At 28.9% G+C, this 4,656-nt stretch carries 7 protein-coding genes; 2 read left to right on the top strand and 5 right to left on the bottom strand.

Translation table 11 applies throughout. The annotated features are described in order from the left end of the window. Positions 1-88 precede the first annotated feature (88 nt). Positions 89-757, top strand: a complete 669-nt coding sequence (locus tag VN21_RS14975; RefSeq protein WP_046823973.1) for a hypothetical protein — start codon at positions 89-91, stop codon at positions 755-757. Between the two features lie 27 nt (positions 758-784). Here the strand turns inward: VN21_RS14975 and VN21_RS18760 are convergent, their stop codons facing one another. Next, positions 785-1,711, bottom strand: coding sequence for a glucosaminidase domain-containing protein (locus VN21_RS18760; RefSeq protein ID WP_226896723.1), 927 nt, complete (start codon positions 1,709-1,711; stop codon positions 785-787). Here VN21_RS18760 and VN21_RS19150 point away from each other — a divergent pair. Further along, complete coding sequence (locus tag VN21_RS19150) at positions 1,638-1,853, top strand: hypothetical protein (protein WP_226896722.1); 216 nt, start codon at positions 1,638-1,640, stop codon at positions 1,851-1,853. The genes VN21_RS18760 and VN21_RS19150 overlap by 74 nt on opposite strands. Here the strand turns inward: VN21_RS19150 and VN21_RS18755 are convergent. From VN21_RS18755 to VN21_RS17985, 4 genes are all read right to left on the bottom strand, one after another. Then, complete coding sequence (locus tag VN21_RS18755; RefSeq protein WP_046823972.1) at positions 1,831-2,115, bottom strand: SH3 domain-containing protein; 285 nt, start codon at positions 2,113-2,115, stop codon at positions 1,831-1,833. The two genes, VN21_RS19150 and VN21_RS18755, sit on opposite strands and share 23 nt — an antisense overlap. Next, positions 2,099-2,758, bottom strand: a complete 660-nt coding sequence (locus tag VN21_RS18750; RefSeq protein WP_046823971.1) for an SH3 domain-containing protein — start codon at positions 2,756-2,758, stop codon at positions 2,099-2,101. Before VN21_RS18750 ends, VN21_RS18755 begins: the two co-directional genes overlap by 17 nt. A gap of 333 nt (positions 2,759-3,091) precedes the next feature. After that, positions 3,092-3,439, bottom strand: coding sequence for a cupin domain-containing protein (locus tag VN21_RS14955; protein WP_021428853.1), 348 nt, complete (start codon positions 3,437-3,439; stop codon positions 3,092-3,094). Between the two features lie 87 nt (positions 3,440-3,526). Further along, positions 3,527-4,525 (bottom strand): peptidylprolyl isomerase, encoded by a 999-nt coding sequence (locus VN21_RS17985; protein ID WP_052952097.1) that lies wholly within the window; start codon positions 4,523-4,525, stop codon positions 3,527-3,529. Between the last annotated feature and the right edge of the window lie 131 nt (positions 4,526-4,656).

Below are 4,656 nucleotides of genomic sequence, written 5' to 3'. Positions count from 1 at the left end.
TTTTTTTATTAGGATTAGCTACAAAATATATATTTTTTAATAATATATTAGTAAGTAAGTTAGATGACACATTTAAGGTGGTGATTTCATGGATAACGTTGATAGCGTTTTAATAAATAAAATTTTACTTTCTTATGAAGATTTAGGAGAAAAAAAAATAATAAAAGAAATTGTAAAAAGTGTAAATGTTAATAAAAGATTGTATATGCTTTATTTTAAAAAAAGATTCATACCTATATGTACACTGCCTAGGTTAAGACTTATACTAGTTTCAAAGCAGGGATTTGTATCTTTTTGTTATAACTTTTTCTCATTCTTACATTCTAAAAACATTTTTTTAAACATATCTAGTAAAAATATTTTTTCTATAGCTAAATTTGTTATATATCATGAGATTGGCCATATACTGGATTCAACCATAGATTCTAGCAGAGCTGAATACAGTCAATTAATCAAAACTTTTATAGATAAGCTTGTTGAATATAATATAGATATAGATATGGAAAACCTTCACAAAAAAAGCTTGCCGGTTGATTTAGAGGAATGTGTTATAAATTTAAAGAAAAATCTTATAAATAGAGAGTCTATAGCTTGGTCTATAGCTCATAAACTTATAGACTTCGAGGACAAAAACGAAGAGTTCATTTTTGATAACATGCGAGAGTATGCACTAGCTACTTATAATTTCGGTAATATTACAAATATTATTAGCGAAAACAACATAGATATTTTTTTAAAGTATAAAAGAATTGCGTAAAAAAATGAGGGGATCTCCCTCATTTTTTTATTTTTTATGAACTGGAACTTCATAAACTAAATTGCTAGTTGTATCATACATTCCTACCAATTTATTCATTACTCCTGATATAGCATTTGCCCAGTTTACATCTGTAGCATATTGATGCCATAAATTTTCATAGCTCCATCTCATTTTATATAAAGTATTTTGCCCATATTTACTACTATGTATATAATTTGAAGATAGCCACTTAGCTGAACCTTCTATAGTTTTTTCAACTGTTGTCCATCCATTTTTATATGCAGCTTCAGCCCCTGAAAGGTTAGCAGTTCCATCAAATGCTCCTATTCCAAAGAAGTTATACACTTTTACAGGTTGAGGTAGTGGTTTCCCTTGATAAGATGTTAAAACTTGACCTTGTGCAAGAGTTGATCTTCCATAACCTGTTTCTAGCATAGAATGTCCTACTAAATATACTACATCTATATTATATTTTTGCGCAGCATTTATAAATGCTTGCCCTTGGTTATAGAAAACATTAGATCCGCCTGATGTAGGACTTAAACTATTTAAATATCCATTTAATTCACTTGCAGTTATTCCACCTTTATAGCTATCTAATCTTAAAAATTGTAGCATACCACTTTTACTTCCTGTAAAGTTACTTGGGTTTATATAGTGTTCTATATCAGATCTACTAGCTTGTACAAACCCACGTGATGCTATCATATTTCCATTACCTTTACTAACTTGTTTGTTAACATGTTGTGTTAGAGTATAACTTACAGGCGTATTATTAACTGTTGCTCCATCTACAACCTCAGAGCTACCTCCTCCACCTGTATTTCCTCCACTATAATCTTTTAAGTAGTCACTTGATACGTAACCTTCTTTTCCATTGAATTTAATCTTTGACCATCCATTACTTTCTGATATTACTTCTACTACTTCATTTTGTCTTAGCGATCCTATTTTACTACTACTTGTTGATGGACCACTTCTTACATTTAACGATGTTGCTGTTACTATTTTACTATTACTTGGGTTTGGATTTTCACTTCCTCCTCCAGTATTTCCACCATCAGAGTCTTTTAAGTATGTACTTGATACGTAACCTTCTTTTCCACTGTACTTAACTTTTGACCATCCATTACTTTCTGTTTTAGTGATCCTATCACTCTATTACTTGTTGATGGCCCACTTCTTACATTTAATGATGTCGCTGTTACTACTTTTGTTTTTCCTGGTGTTGGATTTGGATTTTCACTTCCTCCTCCAGTATTTCCACCATCAGAGTTTTTTAAATATGTACTTGATACATATCCTTCTTTTCCACTATACTTAACTTTTGACCATCCATTACTTTCTGATATCATGTTTTAGTGATCCTATCACTCTATTACTTGTTGATGGCCCACTTCTTACATTTAATGATGTCGCTGTTACTACTTTTGTTTTTCCTATTGCTTTAGTTTCATTTGCATTAGTGTTAGTATTTGTATTTTGATTAGTACTTGGTTTTTCAATTGGTTTTTCAATTGGTTTTATGTCATTCTCACTTGATAGAAACTCACTTGATACGTATCCTATTCTTCCCTCATACTTAATCTTTGACCATCCATTACTTTCTGATATTAATTCGACTTCAGTTCCTTTTTTTATTTTTGCTATTGTTCTATAACTTGTAGATGCTCCACTTCTCATATTAAGTACATCGGCTATAACTGTTCTTTTAGGTTCTGATTGGTTATTTTGACCAAGATCTGTTTTTATATACTCACTAGAAGCCCAACCAGAATTCCCATTTCCTACTTTTATTTTATACCATCCATCTTGACTTTCTAATATAGTTACTTTTTCATTTTGCTTAATAGAGAAAAGAAAAGAACTTTCCGTTGAAGGTTCGCTTCTTACATTTAATGATGTTGCTGTTACAATGCCTTCCTGCCCAGATGCAAATACATTTGTAGCTGTCAATGGCATAAATGCTAGTGTAGCTATTGCTATTTTTTTATTCAATAAATATCCCCCCTATTTTAAGTTAATTTTATACTTACGTTTTATATACGACAGTTTACTTGTATATTGAACATAAACAGTTAAAATTTTGTAACTTTTTCTATTAATTTTAATAGTATACGAAAAAAACCTATTTTGGGCTATTTTCATATTTTTCTTTACAAATTATATATACAACAAAAAAACTATTTTCTAACATTTAATATTTAAAATATGTTAAATTTTTATGCTCAAAACAGATTTAATTTATATAACTAAGTTTCATATAATATCAGTAATTTCTAATAAATATATTTTTTAAGCATAAAAAAAAGATGGGTTATCCCATCTTTTTTAATCATTTATAACTATTGCTATTAATTCTAATTCTTCATCACCAGTATTTTCTAGATAATGTGACTCTCCATCTGCTGTATATACAACATCTCCAGATCCAATTGGCTGCATAAATCCATCATCTAATACTCTGCCTTCACCTTTAATTATATAATATACTTCAAAATCATCTGTATGATCATGAACTCCTATAGATGAACCTGGTGCTAAAACTAATCTTGAAATTAACTTAGCCTTATTTTTTAATTCTTTTCCTTCAATCAAATGATACATAGTAGTAGTTCCTCTACCATCCCTTAGGTTTTTAACTTTTTTTTCAGTTAGTTCCTGTGGTCTTTTTATCATTTAAAATCGCCCCCCCGTATATGCTTACTATAATTTTATCACATTTATAAATCATAGTCATATAGGAAGACACATTTTTAATAAATTTTATTTTTTAACATCTACTTTATATTCTTTTGTTAACTTATCAATTAAAGAATTTTGTTTCTCTCCTACTAGTTGCTCTTTAAGCTTTTCTTTAACATCTTCAAAAGACATTTCTTTTTCTCCAGTTTTCTTTATTATGTGGTATCCATATTGAGTTTCAACAATCTTAGGATATATTTCACCATTATTTAAAGTAAATGCAGCTTTTTCAAATTCAGCTACCATATCACCTTTTCCAAAGTAACCTAAGTCCCCTCCACTTTGAGCACTTCCATCTTCAGAGTACTTCTTAGCTAGTTGAGCAAAGTCTCCGCCCTCTAAAGCTTGTTTTAATATATCTTCAGCTAATTTTTTATTTTCTTTTAACTTAGCATCATCTAATTTTTTACCATTCTCATCAGCATTCTTTATTAATATATGAGATGCACTTATTTGGTTAAAATCTTTTTTATTCTTGTTGTAATAATCTTCAACTTGTTTATCTGTTACCTGACTTTTTTCTTCTATATATTTAGCAGCCACAGCTTCTTTTTCTATAGACTTTCTCATTTCATCTTTAGTTATTCCAAACTGTTTTAAATAAGTTTCTTCATCTAGCCCAAATGTTTTAGATATAGTAGCCATATAATTGCTGTATTGTTCGTCAATTATTTTTTTGTCTAACTTAAATTTATTTTTAACTGCATCTTTATATAGTGTTTCTGTAGTTACTATGTGGTCTATCATATTTTGTTCATAATAATCTATCTCTTCATCAGTCATTTTAGTCTTGCCATTCATATAAAATAAAGGTTCCATTACATTTTTTAATTCTTTTTCTTTTATTTTTGTATCTCCAATAGTTGCTATTACCTTATTTTCGCTATAATGCCTACTCGTTGCTGGTAAATCTCTTCCTTTTTCTTTTCCAATATAAAATCCTGCTACACCTATTCCAACTGCTAAAACGCCTGTAATTATCCATACTTTTTTACTTATATGTTTTTTTTCTTTATCCATATTACTTTATGTACCTCCTAAAATTTATCTTCAACTATATTTTATAGCATAAATATGAATTCCATATGAATGACCATTATTTTCCAATACATATTGTATTATAGACAAGTTCCCTTAATATTAAATATAAT

It is taken from the genome of Paraclostridium benzoelyticum (genome assembly GCF_001006285.1).
In the GTDB taxonomy this organism is placed as follows: Bacteria; Bacillota; Clostridia; order Peptostreptococcales; family Peptostreptococcaceae; genus Paraclostridium; species Paraclostridium benzoelyticum.
Note: the sequence above shows the minus strand (reverse complement) of the source record. Positions and strands in the feature narration are given on the sequence as shown.

Bases quoted from the DNA above. Each gene is read 5' to 3' on its own strand.
- VN21_RS17985 (WP_052952097.1), bottom strand. From the start codon at position 4,525: ATGGATAAAGAAAAAAAACATATAAGTAAAAAAGTATGGATAATTACA.
- VN21_RS14975 (WP_046823973.1), top strand. From the start codon at position 89: ATGGATAACGTTGATAGCGTTTTAATAAATAAAATTTTACTTTCTTAT.
- VN21_RS18755 (WP_046823972.1), bottom strand. From the start codon at position 2,115: ATGATATCAGAAAGTAATGGATGGTCAAAAGTTAAGTATAGTGGAAAA.
- VN21_RS14955 (WP_021428853.1), bottom strand. From the start codon at position 3,439: ATGATAAAAAGACCACAGGAACTAACTGAAAAAAAAGTTAAAAACCTA.